The sequence below is a fragment of the Citrobacter portucalensis genome, assembly GCF_023374935.1.
Taxonomy (GTDB): domain Bacteria; phylum Pseudomonadota; class Gammaproteobacteria; order Enterobacterales; family Enterobacteriaceae; genus Citrobacter; species Citrobacter portucalensis.
In genome coordinates, this window is sequence record NZ_CP092466.1 from 3,341,179 (window position 1) to 3,367,325 (window position 26,147).

Consider the following 26,147-nt stretch of genomic DNA (forward strand, 5'->3'; position numbering starts at 1 on the left):
GTCATGCGCCTGGTGCAATTGTCCCGCCATTCTATAGCCTTCCCTTCACCGGAAGGTGCTTTACGCGAGCCTAACGGTTTGTTGGCGCTTGGCGGCGATCTCAGTCCAGCCCGACTGTTAATGGCCTACCAACGCGGAATTTTCCCGTGGTTTTCACCTGGCGACCCCATCCTTTGGTGGTCGCCCGATCCACGCGCCATTCTTTGGCCCGAGAAATTTCATCTCAGCCGCAGCATGAAACGCTTTCATAAAAATTCGCCTTATCGCGTGACGCTCAATTACGCGTTCGGTCAGGTGATTGAAGGCTGCGCCAACGACCGGGAAGAAGGCACCTGGATAACGCATGATGTAGTGGACGCCTACCATCGCCTGCACGAACTGGGCCATGCGCACTCCATTGAAGTATGGCGACAAAATGAATTAGTGGGCGGTATGTATGGCGTGGCGCAAGGTACGCTATTTTGTGGCGAATCAATGTTCAGCCGTCAGGAAAATGCGTCCAAAACCGCACTGCTTGTTTTTTGCGCTGAATTTATCCATCAGGGCGGAAAATTAATCGACTGCCAGGTATTAAATAGCCACACAGCTTCGCTGGGCGCCGTCGAAACCCCACGTCGGGAGTACCTTGAACACCTGAGCAGACTGCGCCAGCAGCGGCTACCGAGCCATTTCTGGGTTCCCAGGACGTTATTTTCGCCTCAGGGGTGAATGTTTTCGGCACATTTTTTGTCGGGGTGTTATAATTGTCGCGCAGAGTTGGTTTAGCCCATTACCCCGCCGCGGTTAAGGAACAGTTCGCGTCAGGCAACGCCTATCGTTTATCTCCTCGTTCCCTTACACGTTGCGCTTTAAGTGCGGCTTTGCCGTGTGTGGTTAGAGTAATGCGCCAAACCCGATTTGCTGTGTTTTAAACGCACAAATCTTTACTTATTAAAAGAACTTCGGCATTATCTTGCCGGTTCAAATTACGGTAGTGATACCCCAGAGGATTAGATGGCCAAAGAAGACAATATTGAAATGCAGGGTACCGTTCTCGATACGTTACCTAATACCATGTTCCGCGTAGAGTTAGAAAACGGTCACGTGGTTACTGCACACATCTCCGGTAAAATGCGTAAAAACTATATCCGCATCCTGACGGGCGACAAAGTGACTGTTGAGCTGACCCCGTACGACCTGAGCAAAGGCCGCATTGTCTTCCGTAGTCGCTGATTGTTTTTAACGCCCGAATGGCGTCCAGATAATAAAAGGTCGGTTTAACCGGCCTTTTTTGTGGGCCAAGGTCAGGTATTTAATCCTCAATCATCCGCGCATATTCTTCCGTTAAGAAATCCACTAATGTGCGTACTGACGGCAATAATCCCCTGCGTGATGGAAAGACTGCGTGAATTATTTCTCGCTTCGGTTCCCAGCCGTCGAGCAATGCCACCAGTTCACCCGCGGCTACTTGATCTTTTACCATCAGCTGTGGAAGTTGAACTACCCCAACACCGGCAACTGCGGCTTCACGTAACGCCAGCATATCGGTGGTGATCATACGCGGCGTGAAATGCACCTCCGCACGTGCGCCCTGCGGCCCGAATAACTCCCAACGATGCACATGTTTACCCGTCGCCAGACTCAGGCCCGGCCAACGCGTCAACTCCGCCGGAGAATGTAGCGTTCCCATTTGCTCTATTAACTGCGGGCTGGCATACAAACGATGTCCCCTGTCCGCCAGCACACGCATCACCAGGTCGCTATCCTCAAATGGTCGGGGCCTGACGCGAATCGCCACGTCCAGGCCCTCTCCAACAACGTCCACGCGGCGGTTAGTGGCCTCCAATTGCACTGATACGTCAGGATAACGCGCCATAAAACGGGCAAGCATTGGCCCGATATGCACATGCAGCAGCGTGACCGGACACGTCAACTTCACCACGCCACGCGGTTCAACCTGTAACGCGGCAATCGCATCCTGCGCTGCCTGCGCTTCCACCAGCATCGCCTTACAGTGCTCGTAAAAGGTTTGCCCAACTTCCGTCACGTTAAACTGGCGGGTGGTTCGCTGAATCAGTCGAACTCCCAGCGTCTCTTCCAGTTGCGCTATCCGTCGGCTTAGTTTTGATTTCGGTTCATCAAGCGCCCGACCCGCCGCCGCGAATCCCCCTTCCTCTACAACATGCACAAACCATGCAAAATCATTGAGATCCGGCTTTGTCATCTAATTGTCCTATTTATGAGACAGTGAGGACTATTTTAGCTACTACTCAGCTCGCTGTCATGAATATAAGCTTATTCACATCAAGATAACGCCACAGAGGAGACACATATGAAACAAGTAACAGGCGTCTACACCGCACCTCGCCCACACTGGGTTGGCGATGGATTTCCGGTTCGCTCGATGTTTTCTTACCAGTCTCATGCTGAGCAACTAAGTCCGTTCCTGCTGCTGGATTACGCCGGTCCACATACGTTTACGCCGGGTAACGAAAAACGCGGCGTAGGCGAACACCCTCACCGTGGTTTTGAGACGGTGACCATCGTTTACAGCGGCGAAGTTGAACACCGTGATTCAACCGGTCGCGGCGGCATTATCGGCCCCGGCGACGTGCAGTGGATGACCGCAGGAGCAGGAATATTACACGAAGAGTTCCATTCACCTGAATTTACCCGTCAGGGTGGCGAACTGGAAATGGTACAGCTGTGGGTCAATCTGCCAGCAAAAGACAAAATGGCCGTTCCGGGTTACCAGGGCATCAGCAGCGATGTGATCCCCACTGTCGCCCTGCCTGATGAAGCAGGGAGCGTTCGTGTGATTGCGGGCAGCTATCAGGATACAAAAGGCCCGGCACATACCTTCTCGCCGCTGAACGTCTGGGATATGCGTTTGCAACGTAATCATCAGCTCACGTTGTCCCAGCCGGAAGGATGGAGCACTGCCCTGGTGGTATTGAAAGGAAATATCACCGTAAACGGCACTACGTCTGCCAGCGAAGCGCAACTGGTGGTGCTGAGCCAGCAGGGGAAAACGCTGCATATTGAAGCCTCCAGCGACGCCAGCGTGCTGCTGCTTTCTGGAGAACCGTTGAACGAGCCGATTGTAGGTTACGGTCCGTTTGTAATGAACACGAAACAAGAAATCGCTGAAGCCGTACGCGATTTTAACTCCGGCCGCTTTGGCCAAATCTGAATCGAAGGAGAAGAATATGTCCAGTCCTGCAAACTTTAATGGTTCACGTCCGGTCATCGATGTGAATGATTCCGTCATGCTGCTTATCGATCATCAGAGCGGGCTGTTCCAGACCGTCGGCGACATGCCAATGCCAGAACTGCGTGCGCGTGCCGCCGCGCTGGCTAAAATGGCGACTCTGGCGAAGATGCCGGTGATTACCACGGCATCCGTACCGCAGGGACCTAACGGCCCGCTGATCCCTGAGATCCACGCCAATGCGCCGCATGCCCAATACGTGGCGCGTAAAGGCGAAATCAACGCCTGGGATAACGAAGATTTCGTGAAAGCGGTCAAAGCAACGGGTCGTAAAACGCTGATTATCGCCGGTACGATTACCAGCGTGTGCATGGCTTTCCCGGCTATCAGCGCGGTTGCGGAAGGCTATAAGGTTTTCGCTGTGATCGACGCTTCCGGTACTTACAGCAAAATGGCGCAGGAAATCACCCTGGCTCGTGTTGTTCAGGCTGGCGTCGTGCCGATGGATACCGCCGCCGTCGCTTCTGAAATTCAGGGTACATGGAACCGTGAAGACGCCGCCGAATGGGCGGAAGTGTATACCAAAGTCTTCCCGGCTTATCAGTTGCTGATCGAAAGCTACAGCAAAGCTCAGGATGTCGTGACCAGCGGCGAAAAACTGGACTCTCAGCGCTAATCCTTTCCTCCGCGCCTGCCTGGGCGGAGGAATATGTATATTGCGTAACCAAACGAGAGTTAACACGTAAATTCTGCTTGACCGTTTTAGCGCAACTCCCTATAGTAGCGCCCCGTTGCCCCCAAGCGGTCAGGCAGCAATACAATATGGTGAGGTGTCCGAGTGGCTGAAGGAGCACGCCTGGAAAGTGTGTATACGGCAACGTATCGGGGGTTCGAATCCCCCCCTCACCGCCATATTTAAAGAAGAGCTCGTACGAAAGTACGGGCTTTTTTTTCGCATGTTGCAAATCTGCGGGGGATGAGAAGCCCCGACCGGGGTTCGACAGCTGGCGCAGCCAACTGGACAGACCGGGAGCGCAGCGACGGGCTGCCCTGCAGGGCGAGCGAAGCGAGTCAATCCCCCCCTCACCGCCATATTTAAAGAAGAGCTCGTACGAAAGTACGGGCTTTTTTTTCGCATGTTGCAAATCTGCGGGGGATGAGAAGCCCCGACCGGGGTTCGACAGCTGGCGCAGCCAACTGGACAGACCGGGAGCGCAGCGAACGGGCTGCCCTGCAGGGCGAGCAAAGCGAGTCAATCCCCCCCTCACCGCCATATTTAAAGAAGAGCTCGTACGAAAGTACGGGCTTTTTTTTCGCATGTTGCAAATCTGCGGGGGATGAGAAGCCCCGACCGGGGTTCGACAGCTGGCGCAGCAGCCAACTGGACAGACCGGGAGCGCAGCGAACGGGCTGCCCTGCAGGGCGAGCAAAGCGAGTCAATCCCCCCTCACCGCCATATTTAAAGAAGAGCTCGTACGCAAGTACGGGCTTTTTTTTCGCATGTTGCAAATCTGCGGGGGATGAGAAGCCCCGACCGGGGTTCGACAGCTGGCGCAGCCAACTGGACAGACCGGGAGCGCAGCGAACGGGCTGCCCTGCAGGGCGAGCGAAGCGAGTCAATCCCCCCCTCACCGCCATATTTTAAGAAGAGCTCGTACGAAAGTACGGGCTTTTTTTTCGCATGTTGCATTTGCCGGATGCGGCGCAAGCGCCTTATCCAGCCTACATTGCTACAGCCCCGCATATCTCTGTAGGCCTGATAAGCGAAGCGCCATCAGGCATGGCAGTTATTGTCGGCTGAGTAGCGTTAGCACTTCATAGTGCGCGGTGTGTGGGAACATATCGAAAAGTTGGACGCGTTCAATGCGATACCCGGGCAACTCACGAATATCCTTCGCCATGGTTTGCGCATTACAGCTGGAATAAACAATAAAACGCGGTGCCATGCGGGAAAGAAAATCGCACAACGGTTTTCCAATCCCGCGACGCGGCGGATTCACCAGCACCAGGTCAGGTACTTCGCCCTGAGCGGTAGCAAACTGGGTTGAATCCAGCGCCTGAAAATGCAGATTCTGCAACCCAAGCTCCTGCGCTGACTGCTTCGCGCAGGTAATCGCCTCTGGCGCGATTTCAATACCCGTCAGTTTCATCTGCGGCGTAGCGCAATGCAGACCAAAACCCCCTACGCCGCAAAACAGATCCCACATGTGATTAACCGGAAGCTGGCGCACCCAGTCGCGCGCCGTGGCATATAATTGTCCCGCCACCACCGGGTTAGTCTGGAAGAAGCTCTGCGGGCGGATCCACAACGGCACATCGTTAAAGCGTTCCGCCAACGCCTGTTGTTCGGTCAGGAAGATTTCTGTCTCCCCTTCCATGATCGCCATATGCACCGGTTGAATATTGGCAGTGATCACTTTTAACTGTGGGAGTTGTGCCTGCAACCAGGGGAGCGCCGCGCGCAGCTGTGCTAATTTTGCTTCAGAACGCAGGACAAAACGCAGCATCATACCGCCGTCGTATCGGCTTTCCGTTAACAGCAGATATTTCAGCTCCCCGCGTTTGCGCGCCACGTTATAGGGCGTCAGCCCCGCCCGAGCGATAAACGGCTTAAGCGCGGCAAATACGGGTGCAAAAGACTCAGGATAGAGCGGACAGTCGCACAAGTCCTCAGGCGTACCGTCACGATGCAGCATTCCCAGCAGCGGTTTTTCCACGCTGCCGCTGACTACCATTTTGGCTTTATTACGAAACGCGCTTTCCGGACCACTGACCGGCGCGCACCATTCTCCGACCGGATACTCGGCCAGCAGATTCTGCAGATCGGCTGTTTTTTCGAAGAGTTGATCGGCGACAGGCTGTGTTATCCACTGACAGGAGCGACAGCGTTCGGCGTCATATAGTGCGCACTGCATACAAAGACCTACAAATTAACCGGGGGCCAAGATTATACACGTTATTGCAAACGGAAGAACCGCCTGCTGGACGCAGGAACAAACAGCAGCAGCAATACCAGCATATCCGGCAGTTTTTGCATCACCAGCGTATGCAGGATTTCGCGTCTGGACTCCCCCGCAATGCTGAACAATTCTGGATATCCGTAGCCCAACGAAGCAGCCCACAGATAGACGCTGGCGATAATCTGGGTCAACAGATAGATCCAGCGTGCCCAGTTCCGTCCTTTTACCAGCGAAAATGCGCAGTAAATTTCGATAAATAGCAGCACCAGACTGCCCAGAAACACCAGCGTCAAATTCCAGGTCTGCACACTGCGATGAATAAACTCACTGGTTCCACGAAACCCAAGCGTATTAAAAATCATCAACAGATCGAGACAGCGGATCATGATAATAGCCAGCGCCGCCACCTGCACCAAAGCAGGGACGTTTAAGCGAGCATGTGATGTGGATGATTTCTTAAAAAATCCCAACGCGTCGTCTTCCATGAAAACGGCGCAGCCACCACAGCTGCGCCGTATAGACAGGTTGGCAGATTTTAGTTTTTTCAGCCGCGTCTTGCACGTTGGATATCGCGGATCCGTTGTTTTTCTGTTCGCGCCATCAGATACCACGCGATAAATCCGATAATTCCTACCACACCAAGGATCAGCGTCGCCAGGGCGTTGATCTCCGGGTTCACCCCCATACGTACGCTGGAGAACACCAGCATCGGTAACGTTGTGGCGCCAGGACCAGAGACAAAGCTGGCAATAACCAGATCATCGAGTGACAGCGTGAAGGCTAATAACCAACCGGAAATCACGGCCGGCATAATCATCGGCAGGGTGATGACGAAAAAGACCTTCAGCGGCGTGGCGCCGAGATCCATCGCCGCTTCCTCAATGGAGTGATCCAGTTCGCGCAAACGTGAAGAAATCACCACCGCCACATATGCCGTACAGAAGGTGACGTGCGCCAGCCATATGGTCAACATACCGCGATCCGCTGGCCAGCCGATGGCGTGAGCCAACGCTACAAACAGCAGCAGCAGCGACAAACCGGTAATGACATCTGGCATAACCAGCGGCGCGGTGATCATAAAAGCGAAACCATTCGAACCACGAAAACGACCAAAGCGCACCATTACCACGGCGGCGATGGTGCCAAGGATTGCCGCCATCGTCGCAGCACCCGCAGCAATCGTTAAACTCATGCCGACGGCGCTTATCATCGCGCTATCGTGAAAAAGCTCGCCATACCAACGTGTTGACCACCCCGCCCAGACCGTCACCAGCTTCGAGCTGTTAAACGAATAGATAACCAACATCAGCATCGGCGCGTACAGGAAGGTAAAGCCCACTACCAGGATAAAAATACGCCACGGCGAGCGAACGACCGGTAAGTTATTCATCCGTGTTCCCCCACGCTTTTTTGCTGATATTTGTGGAACCACATGATCGGCACAATCAGTAGCAGCAGCATAATAATCGCGACAGCAGAAGCCACCGGCCAGTCTCGGTTATTGAAAAATTCCTGCCACAGCACGCGACCAATCATGATGCTATCCGGGCCGCCCAACAGTTCCGGGATCACAAACTCGCCAACAGCCGGAATAAATACCAGCATTGACCCGGCGATAATCCCGCCCTTGGTCAACGGCACAATCACGCTAAAGAAGGTCTTCAGCGGCCGGGCACCTAAATCCAGCGCCGCTTCCACCAGCGAGTAATCGATACGGGTCAGCGCGGTATAAATCGGCAGCACCATAAAGGGCAAATAGGCGTAAACAATACCGATGTAGACCGCCAGATTGGTGTGCAAAATCGTCAACGGTTGGTCGATGACGCCCAACCACATCAGGAAGTTGTTCAGCACGCCGTTGTTTTTTAGGATCCCCATCCAGGCATATACGCGAATTAAAAACGAGGTCCAGGACGGCAGGATCACCAGCAACAGCAGAATATTACGCGTTGAGGGTTTACTGTGCGCGACGGCCCATGCCAGCGGGTATCCCAGCAGCAGGCAACAGATTGTCGAAATTCCCGCCACCTGTAACGATTGCAGGTAGGCATCGAAATAGAGCGGATCGTCCGTTAACTGCAGGAAGTTGGCTAAGTTGAGCGTGATGGATAGCTGATCGTCAGCCCATGAAACGAGGTCCGTATAGGGAGGAATAGCGCGCGCCATTTCAGCCAAACTGATTTTGAAGACGATCAGAAAAGGCAGCAGAAACAGGAGCAGCAGCCACACATACGGCAGCGCGATCACCAGCTTGCGCCCGTGCTTCATTTGCAGCCGCGACATAAACAGCGTGAATCGCCCTGCTTTATCCACGCGTGCCGGAGGTTCAAGTGTACTCATCTTCGCTCCTTAAACCGTCAACACCACACAGCTGTCCGCATCCCAACATAAACGGACTTCGTCACCCCAGGTTGGTAATCCCTTGCGATAACGATGCTCATTTTGTAGCTGGGCGCTCAACATCTGGCCGCTTTTCAAACGTACGTGGTACACCGACAAATCGCCCAAATAGGCAATGTGTACCACTTCGCCTACCGCGAAGTTATAACCCTCTGGCGGAGGGGCTTCGCAGAGCATGATTTTCTCCGGGCGCAGCGCAACGTATACCGGGACGTTATCGACAATAGACGCATCGGCGTCCACTTTCAGCGGATGCACCAGTCCAGGAGACTCAATCACCAGACCATCTTCCTGGCGTTCTTTTAGCAGTCCCTCAAAAACGTTTACCGAACCGATAAACTCTGCGCTGTAGCGCGTAGTCGGATGCTCGTAGATCTCTTCCGGCTCGCCGATCTGGACAAATTTGCCACGGTTCATGATCGCGATACGGCCCGCCATCGTCATGGCTTCTTCCTGATCGTGTGTCACCATCACGCAGGTAACCCCGACGCGTTCGAGGATATCCACCACTTCCAGTTGCATGCGGTCTCGGAGTTTTTTATCCAGCGCTCCCATCGGCTCATCCAGCAGCAGCAGTTTTGGCCGTTTCGCCAGACTACGCGCCAGTGCCACACGCTGACGCTGACCGCCGGAAAGCTGGTGCGGTTTGCGTTTGGCGAACTCCTGCATATGCACGAGCCCCAGCATCTCATTCACCCGACTGGCGATTTCAGCCTTCGGCAGCTTGTCCTGCTTGAGGCCAAAGGCAATGTTCTGCTCCACCGTCATGTGCGGAAACAGGGCATAGGACTGAAACATCATATTAATCGGACGCAGATAAGGCGGGACATGCGCTAAATCGACGCCATCCAGCATGATTTGCCCGGTAGTCGGCAGTTCAAATCCCGCCAGCATCCGTAGCAGAGTCGATTTGCCACAGCCGGACGCGCCGAGCAGAGCAAATATTTCACCTTTGTAGATAGTAAGATTGACGTCATCAACGGCGTGCTGACCGTCAAATGACTTGGTCAGATTGCGAATTTCAAGCAGCGGGGTCAGCGCCTTGCGGATTTTCGCTTGTGGGCGTGGGGTTGCATCATTCACTCAGGTGCTCTCCGGCATAAAACAAAGAAACGGTGCAAATAACGCACCATAACGGTGCGTATTGCCGGGTTATATGTGTCCGGGTTCAACGCTGCCCGGCAGGCAAAAATCCTGCCGGGTCATGTCCCAAACATCGGTTTATTTCCCGCTTTTTACCTTCGTCCATGCGCGGGTACGTACACGATCGATCTTCGGATCCTGTACTTTCAGTGTGAACAGCTTGGCGCGAACATCTGCAGGCGGGTAGATACCCGGGTTGTCACGAACTTCAGGGCTGACCAGAGCCGTCGCTTCTTTGTTGGCATTGGCATAAAACACGTGGTCGGAGATATGCGCAATCACATCAGGGCGCAGCAGGTAATTGAGGAACTGATAGGCTTCATCTTTGTTTTTCGCATCGGCAGGCATCGCGAATACGTCAAAGAACGCCATTGCACCTTCTTTAGGAATTGAGAAGGAGATATTGACGCCATTTTTCGCTTCTTTCGCACGGTTTGCCGCTTGCCATACGTCCCCTGCCCAGCCAATCGCGACGCAGGTATCACCGTTTGCCAGGTCGTTAATATATTGCGAGGAGTGGAAGTAGCGAATATTTGGGCGCAGCTTCAACAGCAGGTCAGTTGCCGGTCCGGTGTAATCATCCGCTTTGGTACTGTTTGGGTCTTTACCCAAATAGTTCAGCACCGTGGCAAACACCTCTTCGGGCGCATCGAGGAAAGAGACGCCGCAGCTTTTGAGTTTTTCCAGATTTTCCGGTTTGAGGATCAAATCCCAGCTGTTAACCGGCGCATCCGGCCCCAGCACCGCTTTGACTTTGTCCACGTTATAGCCAATACCGGTCGTAGCCCACATATACGGCATCGCGAACTTGTTGTCCGGATCGTGTTTACCCACCAGCTTCAGCAGTTCAGGATCAAGATTTTTCCAGCCCGGCAATTTGCTCTTATCCAGCGGCTGGAATACGCCCGCAGTCAGTTGACGCTCAAGGAAGCTGGCAGAAGGAACGACAAGGTCAAAGCCGGTGCTGCCAGCCATGAGCTTACCTTCCAGTACTTCATTGGAATCAAATACGTCATAGATAACTTTAATTCCGGTCTCTTTTTCAAAATTAGCCACCGTGTCCGGGGCGATATAATCAGACCAGTTATATATATGCAGCGTTTTTTGTTCAGCAGCGAGCGTGCCGGCAGAGATGGCCATCAGAGCACCCGCAACCAGGCCTGATAACCATTTTTTATTTAAGGCGGTCATAATCTCTTTCCTTCTGAAAGTTCGTTAACAAACGAACAAAAATGTCACACTCTAATGATATGCAAGAAACGTGCATATTCTTTCATGCGGCACCGATGAAAAGAGAGACCTCTCCTCATGCCGCTGTTGCTCGCTGGCATCCGCCGATGCATTCAACACACATTGTGGCCACAGGTCAGGTCACAAGGGGTTGTTTAAATGATGACGTTGGTAAGCTTCGCAAGAATAACTTTAGCCAGGAATTGTGGATATAGCCCAGATTAAAAAACGTCTTTTATCAATTTTTTATGCAAGAATTGTCTATGACATAAAGCGGAAGGCGCTGAATCGAGGTGAATAATTCTTTAATGAAAGGTTAAATGCAGAATAAAAACAGGCAATACGCAACCGCTCTGGCAGCGGCTGCGCAATATATGTCCAGATTCAGGAAGAATTAATGGAGGAAATGAATTTCAGCGGTGCTGTTTTGCGCATCTTCTTCAGCATTAAATAACAGCTGATGCGCTCCGGCTTCGAGGATCACCATCGATATTTGCTCTTCGCTCTGGCGAACAAAACATTCAAACTGCTCAAACGTTACGCCCGGCGTAACGGATAAAGACTGGCAAACCACCAGCTTTGGCAGATTATCATCCTGCATATCCAGAAACGCTTTCACAGTCAGTGAACTGGCATTGATCGCAGACAGATCGGCTGCCAGTGGCAGCAATGCAGAAGGTCTGACTTCCGCCATCGCAGAAAACAGAATGACGTTATCGACCAAATCAACTTTTGCATCAAAGATGCCGTCAAAATTCTGCATGTGTGGCAAGTGCAGCGCCTGACAGGTATCGCATTCAAAAAAACTCATGCCCAGGTCGTCGAGCCATTGACGCAACGTATCCAGAGTGGGAACGACCAGTGATGTCATAATAATGTGCGACCTCTATTGATGAAAAAAATACCGGCACAGCTTACGCAAAAAGAGCGTGTCATACCACGATCGCAATCGATATTGTGTTTAGCCGCCGATTTTAAGACAAAATTCAGGCGTAGCATGGCGCTCGATCCACTGGATCATCTTGCCGGCAATGTCTATCCCGGTGGTTTTCTCGACCCCTTCCAGACCCGGAGAAGCGTTAACCTCCATGACCAGCGGCCCACGTTCTGCACGCAGAATATCAACACCTGCAACATCCAGCCCCATGGTCTGAGCGGCTTTGAGCGCAATTTTTCTTTCGCGCGGCGTGATATTCGCAATAGTCGCCACCCCACCGCGATGGAGATTAGATCGAAAATCGCCCTCTTTAGCCCGTCGTTCAATGGCGGCCACTACTTCATCGCCCACCACGAAACAGCGGATATCCCGCCCCTTCGCTTCTTTGATATATTCCTGAACCAGGATATGGGCATTCACCCCACGAAAGGCATCTACCACGCTTTCTGCAGCCTGCCGCGTTTCCGCCAGCACCACGCCGATCCCCTGGGTGCCTTCAACCAGTTTCACCACCAACGGCGCACCGCCAACCATGTCAATCATGTCGCTGGTATCGTCCGGAGAGTGAGCAATTCCGGTGATGGGTAAATCAATTCCCTGACGCGCCAGCAGTTGTAGCGAACGCAGCTTATCGCGCGCTCGCGTAATCGCTACCGATTCATTCAACGGATAGCTACCCAGCATCTCAAACTGGCGCAGCGCCGCCGTCCCATAAAAGGTAATCGCGGAACCAATCCGCGGGATCACCGCGTCGAAATGGGGAAGCTGACGGCCCTTGTAATGAATAGAGGATGCCGCCGGGCTGATGTTCATATAGCAAGAAAGGGGATCGATAACTTCAACCAGGTGACCGCGCTGCATCGCCGCTTCACGCAGGCGTTTACAAGAATAGAGCGTTCCGTCCCGGGACAAAATGGCAATTTTCACCCTGCACCTCTCTGAATGACCTGGTAAAAGCTGGCGTATCATACACTGGGTTAAAATCTTTAGCGCGTGGCCCATCCCTGTTTATGCAAATATTCCAGGATAAAGGGGCGACTTTCTTTAATGATGGTACGGCGAATATGATCGCTCCAGGTGTCGCGACGGGTATTGCTTCCTCGGGTCAGATAGTACTGCGCGAGCTGCTCATCATATTGCGCCAAAACATCGCTGTTGAGTGGCTGGTATTGGTTTTCATGCACCACAAGCGACGCGGGCAGCCGCGGCTTGATATCCGGGTTATCCGCAGGCCAGCCGAGGCACAATCCAAAGAGCGGCAGAACATGTTGCGGAAGCTTCAGCAGTTCGGTGACCGGCTCAATATTGTTACGCAAACCGCCAATAAACACGCCGCCAAGTCCCAGCGACTCTGCCGCCGTCAATGCATTTTGCGCCATCATTGCAGTATCAACCACGCCCAGCAGCAGCTGTTCCGCCAGCCCAAGTTGCGCGTCAGGGCAAATCTGCAAATGACGGTTAAAATCAGCGCAAAACACCCAGAACTCAGCGGCCTGAGCCACATGCTTTTGGCCGCCAGATAAGGTAGCCAGTGATTCACGCAGGGATTTATCCGTTATGCGAACGATCGTCGTGCACTGTAGAAAACTGGAGCTTGACGTTCCCTGAGCGGCGGCAATAATCGCCTCACGCTGTGCATCCGAAATGGCATCATCAGTAAAATGGCGAATGGAACGGTGGCTGCGAAGTAAATCAATGGTTGGAGTCATCTCTTTTGTCTCTGTCTGAATCAGTTGAATCACCGGGTGCGCGTGCCAGCAGTTGCGGTGCCAGCAGTTGAGCAACACGCCACATCAACGCCACCGCAGCAGGGAGCATCAGCAGTACGCCCAGAAATATCATCACCACGCAGGCTAACGGGCTGTTAAGCGGTGCGGGCAAGGTGAGGTAATCGTTAAGCGATAGTAGCGCCAGCGATAACAAAACCATCCCAATTATTTCCAGCATCAATACGCTTTTGGGTAATACACCAATTGTGCGCATACGCGGCCTCCCGGCGAAATGGCTTTCATTATAAAACGTTCCGGCTTGCCGTGTTTAACAGATATAGCTTGAGGATATCAAAGCAACAGGCTGAACCTGCTTTCCATCCGTCACAAATCGCGGCATCATAACCAGTATTGCCATCCGGCCTGATAAGTTCGAGGAGAAAGAGATGTTTGCCGTTATTTTTGGTCGCCCAGGGTGCCCGTATTGCGTGCGCGCAAAAGAATTAGCAGAAAAATTAAGCAGTGAGCATGAAGATTTTAACTTCCGCTACATTGATATCCATGCTGAAGGAATTACCAAAGCAGATCTGGAAAAGACGGTAGGTAAGCCAGTTGAAACCGTTCCACAGATTTTTGTCGATCAAAAACACATCGGCGGCTGCACGGATTTTGAAGCTTGGGCAAAAGAGAACATGAATCTGTTCGCCTGATAGCGGTTTCTACGCCCTCACCCTGAGGGCGTCATCAGTTCTTTTTCCGCCGTTGATGCTGATTGAATAAGCTACTGATAAATAAAAAACATAATGCGCCAAGTGCGCACCAAAACACCGCACTAAACAACCACGCCAGCTCTTGCCACAATGAACGCGTCGGCATAAAAACGAACCGCATCAGTAACAGGCAGCACGGCGCCGCCAACATTGCACCAAGCAGGGGTTTGAGCACTTCCCGACGATGGGAAAAAAAGCTTGCTGCAGCACCAGGTAAGATAAAAAACAACAATCCGACCTCAGGATGCCCTGCCGCTCTGAATGCCCCTTTCACGTTCAGCGTTAATGAAAGACACACCACAATAAAGAGCACAAAGCAGCAGACCGCACTCGCCCAACTTTGCTTATGTTTCAATCGTTCCTCCTGACACATTCTCTATCGAACACTCTTTTCGCCCGCAGGCGTCCAGTCAGATAAAGTAACTCGGCATTCCATGCCAAAAACACACCCACACGATTCTTATAGCCGTTGATACGTAATGAGATTAAACTAACCGCATATATTGTTATGCTGCATTATTCGGGGCTGTGTACGATGCTATCGCCCCTTAATTTCTGGCAAAAACATTAGCGTAAATTGCCATTTCTTTCAATAGCTTACTAGTAAACAAGAAGTTAGTCTCCGTGAATATAAACGTCGCAGATTTGTTAAATGGGAATTACATCCTGTTATTATTTGTGGTCCTGGCTCTGGGCCTGTGTCTGGGCAAATTACGTCTGGGTTCAGTCCAACTCGGTAATTCCATTGGCGTTTTAGTGGTCTCCCTATTATTAGGTCAGCAGCACTTTAGTATTAACACCGATGCATTAAATCTCGGCTTTATGCTGTTTATTTTTTGCGTCGGCGTCGAAGCCGGTCCCAACTTTTTTTCGATTTTTTTTCGCGATGGGAAAAATTATCTAATGCTTGCCCTGGTGATGGTCGGTAGCGCAATGCTGATCGCGCTGGGGCTGGGTAAGCTATTTGGCTGGGATATCGGCCTGACGGCGGGTATGCTGGCTGGCTCGATGACCTCAACGCCGGTGCTGGTCGGCGCGGGTGATACCTTGCGCCATTCAGGAATGACAGGGACACAACTTTCAAGTGCTCTCGATAACCTGAGCCTGGGTTACGCCCTCACCTATTTGATTGGTCTGGTCAGCCTGATTGTTGGTGCGCGCTATTTGCCGAAACTGCAGCATCAGGATCTGCAAACCAGCGCCCAACAAATCGCGCGTGAACGAGGTCTGGACACCGACGCCAATCGTAAAGTGTACCTCCCGGTGATCCGCGCCTATCGCGTTGGCCCTGAGCTAGTGGCATGGGCCGATGGCAAAAATCTGCGCGAACTGGGTATTTATCGCCAGACCGGTTGTTACATTGAACGCATCCGTCGCAACGGCATTCTGGCCAACCCGGATGGTGATGCAGTGTTGCAAATGGGCGATGAGATAGCCCTGGTGGGTTATCCGGACGCCCATGCTCGCCTCGATCCCAGCTTCCGTAACGGTAAAGAGGTGTTCGATCGCGATCTGCTCGATATGCGCATCGTCACTGAAGAAATTGTGGTGAAAAACCACAATGCCGTTGGTCGTCGCCTGGCCCAGTTGAAACTGACCGACCACGGTTGTTTCCTGAACCGCGTGATCCGCAGCCAGATTGAAATGCCTATTGATGACAACGTCGTACTCAATAAAGGCGACGTGTTGCAGGTCAGCGGTGATGCTCGTCGCGTGAAAACCATTGCCGATCGTATCGGCTTCATTTCCATTCACAGTCAGGTGACCGATCTGCTGGCCTTCTGCGCCTTCTTTATCATCGGTCTGATGATCGGGATGATCACCTTCCAGTTCAGTAATTTCAGCTTCGGCATCGGGAATGCGGCTGGACTGCTGTTCGCTGGGATCATGCTGGGCTTCCTGCGAGCCAACCACCCCACATTTGGCTATATCCCACAGGGTGCGCTGAATATGGTGAAAGAGTTTGGCCTGATGGTATTCATGGCAGGCGTCGGTTTAAGCGCAGGCAGTGGCATTGGTAATGGCTTGGGTGCCGTCGGTGGTCAAATGTTGATTGCCGGTCTGGTAGTCAGCCTGGTTCCGGTTGTCATCTGTTTCTTGTTTGGTGCTTACGTATTGCGCATGAACCGCGCCCTGCTGTTTGGTGCCATGATGGGCGCACGTACCTGTGCTCCAGCAATGGAAATCATCAGCGACACCGCACGCAGCAACATCCCTGCGTTAGGCTATGCCGGGACTTACGCGATTGCTAACGTTCTGCTGACATTAGCGGGGACACTCATCGTCATTGTCTGGCCTGGCCTTGGGTAGCGCTGAAATTTTCCCTTAATTGAAAAATTTTTGCAGGTAAGCAGAACTTTTCTTCAAGGCGTCAGTCATAACTATTGCCACTGCTTTTCTTTGATGTCCCCAATTTGTGGAGCCCATCAACCCCGCCGTTTTGGTTCAAGGTTGATGGGTTTTTTGTTGCCTGAAATTTGCGTTCATCGCCTTCCACCTCTGAAACTCCTCCCAAATTTGCAGCATGCCGGTTATGGCACATACTTTAAAACGGTGCTTTATCGGGGATGGGGGTTAGTCATGTTGCTTACTGGCAAAGTCGCAGTAATTTTTGGTGGCTGCGGGGCTATTGGTAGTGCGGTTGCGCAGGCCATGGCACGCGAAGGAGCCCATGTGTGTCTGGGTGCTCGCAGCCAGGAAAAACTTGATCGGGCGGCCAGTATTATCCGAACGGCAGGTGGTACAGTCGAAACCTTTATCACCGATGTACTCGCCGAGCACAACGCATCGAAGGAAGTTACCCGCCTTGCGCAGCAAACCGGTGGAATAGATGTGGTGGTTAACGCAACGGGATTTATGCACGAACAGGGCAAACGCATTGACACATTATCCCTCTCTGAGTTTATGAGCGGCATCACCCCTTTCCTCTCGGCGCAGTTCAATATCGCTAAAGCCGTAACGCCGCACATGGGCGGCAATCGTGCGGGCGTCATTCTCAGCGTTGTTGCCCCCGCGGCCCCGATGGCGATGCCGGGTCATCTGGGTCATATTGTTGGTTGTGCAGGAACAGAGGCTTTTATTAAAGCGTTCGCCAGCGAGGTAGGACCGGCAAATATCCGGGTCGTCGGCGTGCGCTCGCATGCGATTGTGGATGCTGTTGCAGCTGGCTCCTATACCGGAGAAATTTTCTCCGCCAAAGCACAGTCAATGGGTTTAACCGTCGATCAATGGTTAGGGGGTGCGGCGCAAAGTACCATGCTCGCGCGCCTGCCTACGCTTGCACAAATCGCTGAGGTCATGACCTTTCTTGCTTCAGACCATGCCAGCGCCATGACCGCGACGGTGGTGAATATTACCGGAGGCGCTACGCACAGCTGACTGTCGCGGGTATCCCTGCAATACGCTCCACCATCAGCAAGATATCTTCTCGCTGCAGCGGTTTTTTGTCCGTGACAAAATGCAGCGTCATTCCTTCAATAAAAGCATCCAGCGCCCGCGCAGTAACCGGGTCAAACCACTGCTCCAGCGTTTGTTGGCTGCGTAGCATCCAGTTCTGCATCACCGTTTTCAACGCTGGTTTACGGCTGGCAAAAGCATACAGCTGATACATGAGCTCCATATTATCAGGCGTTGTGACCTGAGAGCCGTAAATCATATCGGTAATGGCATGGCAAGCCTGCGACGCATCCTTAACGTCGGCAAAAAAGTCCTGATACTGCAGCATCATCCTGTCAGTAAAACGGCCAAATGCCTCCATCAAAAGCTCATCAATTCCCGAAAAGTAATAGGTCATAGAACCCAGTGGCACCTCGGCAATCATAGCGATTTTACGATGTGTAACCCCATGAATACCATGGGCTATTACTGCTTCCAGAGTCGCCTGAACTATTTTTTCCCGCCGCTGCGGATCGTTTGCACGTCGCACTACATTTCCTCTTCTTGCATTTGTGTACAAATGTACACAGTCTTGCTAATGTTGTCTCCTTCCCTCTTTTCTTTGGCTCGAATTCATGACTGGCATCTCATCACGCAAAGCCTTAAGACGTCGCACCTGGGCGCTGTTCACGTTCTTCTTTTTACCAGGATTATTAATGGCCTCCTGGGCAACGCGTACCCCTGCCATCAGAGATATCCTCTCCATCTCCACTGCCGAAATGGGTGCGGTGTTGTTTGGGCTCTCTATTGGTTCGATGAGTGGCATACTTTGTTCGGCCTGGCTGGTGAAACGATTTGGCACGCGTAAGGTGATTCGCACCACCATGTCTTGTGCCGTCCTCGGAATGGCGATCCTCAGCGTAGCGCTCTGGCTGCATTCCGCATGGCTTTTCGCGTTTGGCCTGGGCGTATTTGGCGCCAGCTTTGGTGCGGCAGAAGTTGCCATCAACGTCGAAGGTGCAGCCGTTGAGCGCGAAATGAACAAAACCGTGCTGCCGATGATGCACGGTTTTTACAGCCTGGGAACGTTGGCAGGGGCTGGAGTTGGAATGATGCTTACCGCCTTCAGCGTCCCGGCTACCGCGCATATCATTTTGGCTGCAATGGTTGCTATCACACCTATTTTCATCGCCATCAAAGCTATTCCTGACGGCACGGGCAAAAATGCCGCTGACGGTTCTCACTCCGGTGAAAAAGGACTGCCTTTTTATCGTGATATCCAGCTATTGCTGATCGGCGTTGTAGTGCTGGCGATGGCATTTGCTGAAGGTTCCGCCAACGACTGGCTTCCACTGTTAATGGTGGACGGACATGGATTTAGCCCGACATCAGGCTCGCTGATTTATGCCGGTTTTACGCTGGGTATGACCGTTGGGCGATTTACCGGTGGCTGGTTCATCGACCGTTACAGCCGCGTTGCGGTGGTGCGCGCCAGTGCGCTGATGGGCGCTCTCGGGATTAGCCTGATTATTTTTGTCGACAGCTCTTGGGTGGCCGGTGTGTCCGTTATTCTGTGGGGACTCGGCGCTTCGCTCGGCTTCCCGCTGACCATTTCAGCCGCCAGCGACACCGGCCCCGATGCACCGACCCGCGTCAGCGTCGTAGCGACCACCGGTTACCTGGCGTTCCTTGTTGGACCGCCGCTGCTGGGCTATCTGGGTGAACACTATGGCCTGCGCAGCGCTATGTTAGTGGTGCTGGCGCTGGTGCTTGTCGCCGCCGTCGTCGCGAAAGCGGTAGCGAAACCGGATCTCAAAAATACTACGTTGATGGAGAACAGCTAATGAGTATCAAATTAATTGCGGTCGACATGGACGGCACATTTTTAAGCGACCAAAAAACCTATAACCGTGAGCGCTTTATGGCGCAATACCGCCAGATGAAAGAACAAGGGATCCGCTTTGTGGTCGCCAGCGGCAACCAATATTATCAGTTGATTTCCTTTTTCCCCGAACTGGCCTATGAGATCTCATTTGTCGCCGAAAACGGCGGTTGGGTGGTCAGTGAAGGAGAAGATGTCTTTAACGGCGAACTGGCTAAAGACGATTTCCATGCCATCGTAGATCATCTGCTGACCCGCGCCGATATCGACATTATTGCCTGTGGTAAAAACAGCGCCTATACGTTGAAACAGTACAGCGATGAGCATAAGAACGTTTCCGCCATGTACTATCATCGTCTCGAATTTGTAGATAATTTTGACAATCTCAACGACGTTTTTTTCAAATTCGGGCTGAATATTTCCGACGACCGAATTCCACAGGTACAGGCCGATCTCCACGAGGCGATTGGCGATATTATGGTACCGGTGCATACCGGCTACGGCAGCATCGACTTAATAATACCCGGCGTGCATAAGGCTAACGGTCTGCGCCTGCTGCAACAACGCTGGAATATTAACGACGACGAAGTTGTTGTGTTTGGCGATGGCGGAAATGATATTGAGATGCTGCGTCAGGCGGGATTTAGTTTCGCAATGGCCAACGCTCACGAACCGGTTGTCCAGGCGGCAAAATATCGTGCAGGCTCGAACAACGAAGAGGGCGTGCTGGATGTTATCGACCGCGTGTTAAAGAATGAAGCACCGTTTACGCATTAACGGCTCAGCACAGACGGCAACAAAATGATGGCATGATCTATTCATAATCCGCCTCAAATTAACCCGCTGGATTATTACTTCCAGTGAATATTTCAGGCGAGCGGATCATGAAGAAAAGTGTACTGATGGCGACATTGTTGCTGGGCTTTGCGGGGACAATATTTGCACAGAGCGTTACCGTTGATGTCCCCAGCGGTTATAAAGTGGTGGTAGTGCCCTCTTCCGTCAGCGTCCCGCAGGCGGTCAGCGTAACGACCGCACCACAAACGGTATATGTTGCTCCAGCGCCTGCTCCGGCCCCTGTCTATCGCGCACATCCTTATGCGCGACATGTGGCAAGCGTCGGTGAAGGGATGGTTATCGAACATCAGATTGACGACCACCACTAAGTTGTCGCCAGGCCCAGACAACAGTAATACTGGTCAGTTAAGATCTTTGGTGAGCGGTAGGCCGGATAAGGCGTTTACGCCGCCATCCGGCAATTTGCTACAGGCCGCCGGATGGCGCTTCGCTTATCCGGCCTACAGCGTGATTCTATTATCAACATAATGATGAATTTATCGGCGTCATTATGCTTATCTGCGCTGGATTGCGGACAACCGGGCCTTAACCTTCCCGGGAATTCCCTACCCGTTTATCTTTCAGGAAGATAACCATCAAAATCAGCCACAGTACGCCGCTTGCCAGATTGAACAGGCTGAACAAGCCGTTCCCTCCCAGCAGATACGCGTGTTTGCTCAACTCAATACCGACGGTAAAAATCAGCATCTGCAACATACCCATTGCGGCAGAAACGGTACCCTTACTCATTTCGCTGGCAAACAGCGTCAGGCGCACCAGCCCCGCATTCGCCACGCCAATGCCAAACGCATAGATACTCAAACCTGCCGTCATCCATAGATATGCATGAGATGACACTACCGTGGCCGCAGCAGCAATAATCAGGCCAACGGCGATTGGCCAGCCGCCCATGATAATTAGCGAACGCACGGTTTTTCGCGAAGTCAGACGCGCCAGCACCAGGTTACCGGCAATCAACGCGCCAAAAATCGGTACCTGCAACAGACCATATTCGTAGCTGCTGAGATGTTCACCACTGATGATAATAATCGGGGACTGCGCAATCCACGCCAGTAACGGCAGGCTGACAAAACCCAACGCCAGTGCGCCTGCAACGAAGCGCACGTTCCTTAGCACCAGCTTATAATCCTTGCCCAGTTCTTTAATGGACAGCTTTTCACCAAGCCGGGTTGCCGTTTCCGGCATCGCGCGTTGCAGACCAAAAAAGGAGATGGCCGCCAGAGCAGCAAACAGGATAAACATCCCTTCCCACGGCAGAACATGTACCCAGGCTGCGCCTACCAACGGACCCAGCAGTGGCGCAATCAGCGCCACGTTTGCCATCAGCGCGGTAATTTTTATGCAGACCGCTTCTTCAAAGGATTCCTGAATGGCGGCGTAACCCACCGCACCAATAAAGCACAGGCTTATCCCCTGCAAAAAACGCAGGAAGGTAAATTGCTCAATATTCTGTGCAAGCAGGGTTGCAAGGCAGGTAACGATGAACCAGATCACACCGGTTAACATTACCGGACGACGACCAATACGGTCCGACAGCGGTCCTAACAACCACTGCAAAAACATGCCGCCTGCCAGATAGGCGGTCATGGACGTAGGTACCCAATCTAATCCGGCGTTATATTGCGCCACCACCGCCAACATTCCGGGCTGGATCATATCGTTGCCGATATAAGTGGAGAATTCGTAAAGCACCAGACAGAGCGGGAAAAGTAATGCCTGACGCCCCAAACGGACGCCTGAAGATAAACGGTTCTGCATGCAATCTCTTAACTATAGAAAAATCGCGCAAAGTGTAATAAATGCGCCGTACTGGTGATAGTGAATTATGTGATTTGAAAGCAAAATGCGCACATTTTTACACTCATTTGCTCAAGAACATTTTGCTTTAAGGTTAATTTAAGTTGAGACCGCTATCATGCTCAATAAGTCTCATTAATTGTCTTAAAAATCGTCATTTAACAGGCAAATAAGACAAGACCGCTTTTTATCCCGTGGAAGCAATTTTATGCTCTCCCCAAATGGGTCTATTTAACGATTACACTGAGTCTGGACGTTATGCTGGAAAATCTGAACAATTCGCTTTTTTACTTGATCAATGCAACACCCGACTCTGAGCGATGGGCAATTTCGCTCGCCATTTTCATTGCCAAAGATCTGATCAGCATTGTGCCGCTGTTAGCCGTTGTGCTCTGGCTTTGGGGACCTCGTGGTCAAGTTACGCTCCAGCGCCAGTTGGTCATCAAAATGGCCATTGCGTTGGTAGTCGGTCTGACGATTTCTTGGCTGATGGGGCATCTTTTCCCCCACGATCGTCCGTTCGTTAACCACATCGGCTATAACTTCCTGCACCATGCGGCAGATGACTCTTTCCCGAGCGACCACGGTACGGTTATCTTTACCTTTGCTCTGGCCTTCCTGTTCTGGCATCGCTTGTGGACGGGTGCTCTGCTGATGGTTGTCGCCGTGGCGATTGCCTGGTCACGAGTTTACCTTGGCGTTCACTGGCCGCTGGATATGCTGGGCGGATTACTGGCCGGGTTGATCGGCTGTCTGAGCGCCCAGATGATCTGGCAACGGTTCGGCACAACCTTGTACCTCGGCCTGCAGACGTGCTATCGCACCTGCTTCGCTCTCCCCATCCGTAAAGGTTGGGTACGTGACTAACCCGCGGTAAAAAGAGTAGTATTAAGCGCGAAACTAAGCACTTATTCTATTCTCCAGGGGAACTATGGAAACTCGACGCGACGAGCGTATTGGTCAATTACTGCAGGCACTGAAACGCAGCGATAAATTACACCTCAAAGAAGCCGCGACGTTGCTGGGCGTATCTGAGATGACCATTCGTCGCGACCTGAATAATCATGATGCTCCCGTCGTGCTGCTCGGGGGCTATATTGTTCTGGAACCCCGCAGCGCTAACCACTATTTAATCAGCGATCAAAAATCCCGTCTGGTTGATGAAAAGCGTCGCGCTGCCCAGCAGGCGGCGAGTCTCGTGCAGGCGCATCAGACCATCTTTTTCGATTGCGGTACGACCACGCCGTGGATCATTGAAGCGATCGACAATGAACTGCCCTTCACCGCAATCTGCTACTCGTTGAATACGTTTCTGGTGCTACAGGAAAAACCGCATTGCCGCGTCATTCTGTGTGGTGGTGAATTCCATGCCAGTAACGCGATTTTTAAACCGCTCGATTTTCAGGAAACGCTGAACAACCTCTGTCCGGATATCGCCTTTTATTCTGCGGCAGGTGTTCATATCGAGAAAGGCGCGACCTGTTTTAATCTGGAAGAACTGCCGGTGAAACACTGGGCGATGTCGATGGCGCAGCATCACGTTTTGGTGGTCGATCACAGCAAGTTTGGCAAGGTGCGACCTGCGAGGATGGGGGACTTGAAACGCTTTGATACCATCATCAGTGATAACCGCCCTGACGATGAGTTTGTTGAGTACGCTAAAGCGCAACGTATCACGCTGAAGTACTAACAGATACTGCCGGACGGCGATTGCGCCATCCGGCAATAAATAAGATTACGAGAACCAACCACCAAACCACTGGTGGAATTTCATCATCACAAAGTCCCACATGCGGCTAAAGAAACCACCCTCTTCCACATCTTCCATCACCATCAACGGACGCTGCTCAATGGATTTTCCGTTCAACTGGAAGTCGATAGTGCCCACAACCTGACCTTTCTTCAGCGGTGCAGTTAGCTGTGGTTCAGTCAGGGTAAAGCTGGCCTTCAGGTTTTTGAGCTGGCCACGCGGAATGGTCACAGACCCCCCTTCTCCGGCGCCCAAATTCACTTCACTCTTATCGCCAAACCAGACGCGCTGGGTGACGAAAGTCGCATCCGGCTTTATCGGCGTAACGGTTTCAAAGAAACGGAAGCCCCAGGTCAGCAGTTTTTCTGACTCATTGAAACGAATGCGGTCGGTTTTTGCTCCCAGCACCACGGAGATCAGGCGCATATCGCCCTGGGTCGCGGAGGCCACCAGGTTGTATCCCGCCCCGGCAGTGGTCCCGGTTTTCATACCGTCCACGTTCAGGTTGGTGCTCCACAACAGACGGTTGCGGTTCGGCTGGCGGATTTTATTGAAGGTAAATTCTTTCTCTTTGTGAATAGCGTACTCTTCCGGCACATCGTGGATTAACGCCTTCCCGAGCAACGCCATATCACGTGCGGTACTGAACTGTCCTGCCGCATCCAGGCCGTGTACCGTCTGGAAAGTCGTGTTGGTCAGCCCCAGTTTTTTCGCATAGCCGTTCATCAGACCAATAAAAGATTCCTGGCTACCGGCAACGTAATCAGCGAGTGCAATACAGGCATCGTTACCTGACTGAATGATAACGCCTTTATTCAGATCGGACACCGCGACCTGATCGCCGGGCTTGAGGAACATGACCGACGAACCGCGCAGGGCTGGATTACCGGTCGCCCAGGCGTCTTTGCCCACGGTGACCATGTCGTTGAGGTTAATTTTCCCGGCCTTCAGCGCCTGCCCAACCACATAGCTGGTCATGATTTTGGTCAGACTGGCAGGATCCAGTTTCTCATCAGCATTACCTTCCGCCAGCACCTTACCACTGGCGTAATCCATCAGAATCCACGCGCGCGCGTCCACGCTCGGCGGGGCCGTCGGTTGCTCCGCCGCCTGTACGGTCGGCGCCAAAAGGATTAAGAGTGCAGAACCTGCAGCAAAGCTGCGAAGTGAAGAGAAGTATTGCGTCATAAATGCCACCCGAGTATCCATTCCAAAAAACCACGTCATACCACACCGTGTTTACACAAAACCGGCCAAGCGACCTCGACCAACCCATGCAGAAAAAGTCTGATGGATGACGTGTAAAATAAGTGCGGTGAGTAATAACGCACTAACGAGCTTAAAGAAACCGTAAGTTGGTAAAGTTTTTAAAGTTTATGCAATAACGCCGCGGTGCGCTGCTCCTGGCACGATTTTTTTAGACTTTGTTGCGTAAATATTAGGTTTACCCCACCATGTGAGCTAGTCAGATGGCATCTGCAGCCATAAAGCTGCTCAATTAATTTGCGGGGTTACTATGATTACACTGTGGGGTCGCAATAACTCGACCAACGTAAAAAAAGTATTGTGGACGCTCGAGGAACTGGAACTGCCGTATAACCAAATTCTGGCGGGCGGACAGCATGGCGGTAACCGCGATGCCGACTATCTGGCACTGAACCCGAACGGACTGGTCCCGCTGCTACGCGATGATGAAACAGACGTTGTTCTGTGGGAATCCAATACCATTGTCCGCTATCTGGCCGCTCAGTACGGACAAAAACGTTTGTGGATTGACGCCCCGGCCGCGCGCGCAGTCGGTGAAAAATGGATGGACTGGGCAAATCAGACGCTAAGCCCTGCGCATCGGGTTATCTTATTTGGTCTGGTCAGAACACCTGCCGATCAGCGCGATATGGCGGCCATTGAGGCAAGTAAGCAAGTTTGCGAGAACCTGTTTGCCATTCTGGATAACGCGCTGGCAGACCAGCCATGGTTCTCCGGCGCTGAATTTGGCACCGCGGATATCGCTGTGGCACCGTTCATCTATAACCTGTTCAACGTTGGTCTGAGCTGGACCCCGCGCCCGCATCTGGAACGCTGGTATCAACAACTGACCGAGCGCCCGGCGTTTCAAAAAATCGTGATGATCCCGGTCAGCTAACCA

Annotated in this window: 28 protein-coding genes and 1 tRNA gene; 14 read left to right on the forward strand and 15 right to left on the reverse strand. The window is 52.4% G+C overall.

Annotation, left to right across the window (positions count from 1 at the left end; genetic code table 11):
• The first annotated feature begins 3 nt into the window (after positions 1-3).
• Positions 4-708: a leucyl/phenylalanyl-tRNA--protein transferase gene (gene aat, locus LY264_RS16300; protein ID WP_048225903.1), complete on the forward strand. Its 705-nt coding sequence runs from the start codon at positions 4-6 to the stop codon at positions 706-708.
• Between the two features lie 285 nt (positions 709-993).
• Positions 994-1,212, forward strand: coding sequence for a translation initiation factor IF-1 (gene infA, locus LY264_RS16310; protein ID WP_002211347.1), 219 nt, complete (start codon positions 994-996; stop codon positions 1,210-1,212).
• Positions 1,213-1,291: 79 nt separating this feature from the next.
• Here the strand turns inward: infA and LY264_RS16315 are convergent, their stop codons facing one another.
• A complete protein-coding gene (locus tag LY264_RS16315) occupies positions 1,292-2,203 on the reverse strand; it encodes a LysR family transcriptional regulator (RefSeq protein WP_003831675.1) in 912 nt (303 codons plus the stop codon).
• 108 nt (positions 2,204-2,311) lie between these two features.
• Between LY264_RS16315 and LY264_RS16320 the strand changes: the two genes are divergently transcribed.
• From LY264_RS16320 to LY264_RS16330, 3 genes are all read left to right on the forward strand, one after another.
• On the forward strand, positions 2,312-3,172 hold the full coding sequence (locus tag LY264_RS16320; RefSeq protein ID WP_003831674.1) for a pirin family protein: 861 nt from the start codon (positions 2,312-2,314) through the stop codon (positions 3,170-3,172).
• Between the two features lie 16 nt (positions 3,173-3,188).
• The gene (locus LY264_RS16325) at positions 3,189-3,866 is read left to right on the forward strand and encodes an isochorismatase family protein (protein ID WP_048225905.1); all 678 of its coding nucleotides are present in this window, start codon (positions 3,189-3,191) and stop codon (positions 3,864-3,866) included.
• A gap of 148 nt (positions 3,867-4,014) precedes the next feature.
• Positions 4,015-4,102: transfer RNA gene (locus tag LY264_RS16330), tRNA-Ser, on the forward strand.
• 875 nt (positions 4,103-4,977) lie between these two features.
• Here the strand turns inward: LY264_RS16330 and rlmC are convergent.
• The 10 genes from rlmC to LY264_RS16380 form a co-directional block, all read right to left on the reverse strand.
• Positions 4,978-6,105: a 23S rRNA (uracil(747)-C(5))-methyltransferase RlmC gene (gene rlmC, locus LY264_RS16335; protein WP_048225907.1), complete on the reverse strand. Its 1,128-nt coding sequence runs from the start codon at positions 6,103-6,105 to the stop codon at positions 4,978-4,980.
• Between the two features lie 41 nt (positions 6,106-6,146).
• On the reverse strand, positions 6,147-6,635 hold the full coding sequence (locus LY264_RS16340; RefSeq protein ID WP_003035378.1) for a YbjO family protein: 489 nt from the start codon (positions 6,633-6,635) through the stop codon (positions 6,147-6,149).
• Between the two features lie 59 nt (positions 6,636-6,694).
• Complete coding sequence (potI, locus tag LY264_RS16345; RefSeq protein ID WP_008784246.1) at positions 6,695-7,540, reverse strand: putrescine ABC transporter permease PotI; 846 nt, start codon at positions 7,538-7,540, stop codon at positions 6,695-6,697.
• A complete protein-coding gene (potH, locus tag LY264_RS16350) occupies positions 7,537-8,490 on the reverse strand; it encodes a putrescine ABC transporter permease PotH (protein ID WP_003831667.1) in 954 nt (317 codons plus the stop codon). The genes potI and potH overlap by 4 nt, the downstream gene beginning before the upstream one ends.
• 9 nt (positions 8,491-8,499) lie before the next feature.
• Complete coding sequence (gene potG, locus LY264_RS16355; protein ID WP_008784245.1) at positions 8,500-9,633, reverse strand: putrescine ABC transporter ATP-binding subunit PotG; 1,134 nt, start codon at positions 9,631-9,633, stop codon at positions 8,500-8,502.
• Positions 9,634-9,771: 138 nt separating this feature from the next.
• Positions 9,772-10,884, reverse strand: coding sequence for a spermidine/putrescine ABC transporter substrate-binding protein PotF (potF, locus tag LY264_RS16360; protein ID WP_003831664.1), 1,113 nt, complete (start codon positions 10,882-10,884; stop codon positions 9,772-9,774).
• Between the two features lie 433 nt (positions 10,885-11,317).
• Positions 11,318-11,794, reverse strand: a complete 477-nt coding sequence (locus LY264_RS16365) for a type III secretion system chaperone family protein (protein ID WP_003831662.1) — start codon at positions 11,792-11,794, stop codon at positions 11,318-11,320.
• A gap of 90 nt (positions 11,795-11,884) precedes the next feature.
• On the reverse strand, positions 11,885-12,787 hold the full coding sequence (gene rimK / locus LY264_RS16370; RefSeq protein ID WP_048225909.1) for a 30S ribosomal protein S6--L-glutamate ligase: 903 nt from the start codon (positions 12,785-12,787) through the stop codon (positions 11,885-11,887).
• Positions 12,788-12,846: 59 nt separating this feature from the next.
• A complete protein-coding gene (gene nfsA, locus LY264_RS16375) occupies positions 12,847-13,569 on the reverse strand; it encodes a nitroreductase NfsA (protein WP_008784243.1) in 723 nt (240 codons plus the stop codon).
• Positions 13,553-13,843, reverse strand: coding sequence for a DUF1418 family protein (locus LY264_RS16380; RefSeq protein ID WP_048225913.1), 291 nt, complete (start codon positions 13,841-13,843; stop codon positions 13,553-13,555). Before LY264_RS16380 ends, nfsA begins: the two co-directional genes overlap by 17 nt.
• A 172-nt stretch (positions 13,844-14,015) precedes the next feature.
• Here LY264_RS16380 and LY264_RS16385 point away from each other — a divergent pair, with 172 nt between their 5' ends.
• A complete protein-coding gene (locus tag LY264_RS16385; protein WP_008784241.1) occupies positions 14,016-14,279 on the forward strand; it encodes a GrxA family glutaredoxin in 264 nt (87 codons plus the stop codon).
• Between the two features lie 34 nt (positions 14,280-14,313).
• Here the strand turns inward: LY264_RS16385 and LY264_RS16390 are convergent, their stop codons facing one another.
• Positions 14,314-14,694 (reverse strand): inner membrane protein YbjM, encoded by a 381-nt coding sequence (locus LY264_RS16390; protein ID WP_003035356.1) that lies wholly within the window; start codon positions 14,692-14,694, stop codon positions 14,314-14,316.
• Between the two features lie 269 nt (positions 14,695-14,963).
• On the opposite strand from LY264_RS16390, the gene LY264_RS16395 reads away from it, so the two are divergent.
• Positions 14,964-16,649, forward strand: a complete 1,686-nt coding sequence (locus LY264_RS16395; RefSeq protein ID WP_003831652.1) for an aspartate:alanine antiporter — start codon at positions 14,964-14,966, stop codon at positions 16,647-16,649.
• A gap of 270 nt (positions 16,650-16,919) precedes the next feature.
• A complete protein-coding gene (locus tag LY264_RS16400) occupies positions 16,920-17,717 on the forward strand; it encodes an SDR family NAD(P)-dependent oxidoreductase (protein ID WP_048225962.1) in 798 nt (265 codons plus the stop codon).
• Here LY264_RS16400 and LY264_RS16405 read toward each other — a convergent pair.
• Complete coding sequence (locus LY264_RS16405) at positions 17,704-18,264, reverse strand: TetR/AcrR family transcriptional regulator (RefSeq protein WP_048225964.1); 561 nt, start codon at positions 18,262-18,264, stop codon at positions 17,704-17,706. The genes LY264_RS16400 and LY264_RS16405 overlap by 14 nt on opposite strands.
• 85 nt (positions 18,265-18,349) lie before the next feature.
• On the opposite strand from LY264_RS16405, the gene LY264_RS16410 reads away from it, so the two are divergent.
• The 3 genes from LY264_RS16410 (at position 18,350) to LY264_RS16420 (ending at position 20,762) form a co-directional block, all read left to right on the forward strand.
• Positions 18,350-19,558 carry an MFS transporter gene (locus LY264_RS16410; protein ID WP_048225966.1) on the forward strand — a complete coding sequence of 403 codons (1,209 nt, stop codon included), beginning with the start codon at positions 18,350-18,352 and terminating at the stop codon, positions 19,556-19,558.
• Positions 19,558-20,373 (forward strand): Cof-type HAD-IIB family hydrolase, encoded by an 816-nt coding sequence (locus tag LY264_RS16415; RefSeq protein WP_048225968.1) that lies wholly within the window; start codon positions 19,558-19,560, stop codon positions 20,371-20,373. The genes LY264_RS16410 and LY264_RS16415 overlap by 1 nt, the downstream gene beginning before the upstream one ends.
• Before the next feature lie 107 nt (positions 20,374-20,480).
• On the forward strand, positions 20,481-20,762 hold the full coding sequence (locus LY264_RS16420; protein ID WP_048225970.1) for a hypothetical protein: 282 nt from the start codon (positions 20,481-20,483) through the stop codon (positions 20,760-20,762).
• Between the two features lie 217 nt (positions 20,763-20,979).
• Here the strand turns inward: LY264_RS16420 and LY264_RS16425 are convergent, their stop codons facing one another.
• Complete coding sequence (locus LY264_RS16425) at positions 20,980-22,212, reverse strand: MFS transporter (protein ID WP_008784235.1); 1,233 nt, start codon at positions 22,210-22,212, stop codon at positions 20,980-20,982.
• A 297-nt stretch (positions 22,213-22,509) separates the two neighbouring features.
• On the opposite strand from LY264_RS16425, the gene ybjG reads away from it, so the two are divergent.
• A complete protein-coding gene (gene ybjG, locus LY264_RS16430; protein ID WP_048225972.1) occupies positions 22,510-23,118 on the forward strand; it encodes an undecaprenyl-diphosphate phosphatase in 609 nt (202 codons plus the stop codon).
• Between the two features lie 64 nt (positions 23,119-23,182).
• Positions 23,183-23,941, forward strand: coding sequence for a DNA-binding transcriptional repressor DeoR (gene deoR / locus LY264_RS16435; protein ID WP_048225974.1), 759 nt, complete (start codon positions 23,183-23,185; stop codon positions 23,939-23,941).
• A gap of 45 nt (positions 23,942-23,986) precedes the next feature.
• Here deoR and dacC read toward each other — a convergent pair whose 3' ends face one another.
• Entirely contained in the window at positions 23,987-25,189 is a 1,203-nt protein-coding gene (gene dacC, locus LY264_RS16440; protein WP_020996521.1) for a serine-type D-Ala-D-Ala carboxypeptidase, read from the reverse strand.
• A gap of 328 nt (positions 25,190-25,517) precedes the next feature.
• On the opposite strand from dacC, the gene LY264_RS16445 reads away from it, so the two are divergent.
• Positions 25,518-26,144: a glutathione S-transferase family protein gene (locus LY264_RS16445; protein ID WP_032942804.1), complete on the forward strand. Its 627-nt coding sequence runs from the start codon at positions 25,518-25,520 to the stop codon at positions 26,142-26,144.
• Positions 26,145-26,147 lie beyond the last annotated feature (3 nt).